We start from the raw sequence: 666 nt of genomic DNA on the forward strand, positions 1-666 counted from the left end.
GACTGGGGTGAAGTCGTAACAAGGTAGCGCTAGGGGAACCTGGCGCTGGATCACCTCCTTATACGATGATTATTTGATGCAAGTGTCCACACAGATTGATGGTTTATAAAGTTTAAGAGACGATACTGGGTCTGTAGCTCAGGTGGTTAGAGCGTTCGCCTGATAAGCGAGAGGTCGGTGGTTCGAGTCCACTCAGACCCACCAATTTTTCTCCCAAGAAATTGGCACACAGTATCACACACGATGGGGCTATAGCTCAGCTGGGAGAGCGCCTGCCTTGCACGCAGGAGGTCAGCAGTTCGATCCTGCTTAGCTCCACCATCTTTAAGCGCATTAGCGATAGTGCATTTAAAAATGGTTTTCATCAGAAAATCTGCTCTTTAACAATTTGGAAAGCTGACAAAACAAATCTTGTCTTAAATAGATAAGTGTTTGTTTGTAAAGTTCTCAATACTTACTTTTTAAGTAAGTACCAACAAACACATTCAAGTGTTCTTGGGAATATCACTGTTAAGTGATTATTCAAAATTGAGTCCGGCAAAATCGAGTCTGCATCATGTATAAAAATTGCAGACAACTTTGGTTAGTTAACTAGAAGACCCTTTGGGGTTGTATGGTTAAGTGACTAAGCGTACACGGTGGATGCCTTGGCAGTCAGAGGCGATG

Annotated in this window: 2 tRNA genes and 1 rRNA gene; all 3 read left to right on the forward strand. The window is 43.2% G+C overall.

Features of this window, described 5'->3' with window-relative positions:
• Positions 1-61, forward strand: a 16S ribosomal RNA gene (locus tag HGP28_RS18985); the annotation flags it as partial.
• A 66-nt stretch (positions 62-127) separates the two neighbouring features.
• A tRNA-Ile gene (locus tag HGP28_RS18990) sits at positions 128-204 on the forward strand.
• A 41-nt stretch (positions 205-245) separates the two neighbouring features.
• Positions 246-321, forward strand: a tRNA-Ala gene (locus HGP28_RS18995).
• Positions 322-666 lie beyond the last annotated feature (345 nt).

Source organism: Vibrio agarilyticus (assembly GCF_012641465.1).
GTDB classification, from domain to species: domain Bacteria; phylum Pseudomonadota; class Gammaproteobacteria; order Enterobacterales; family Vibrionaceae; genus Vibrio; species Vibrio agarilyticus.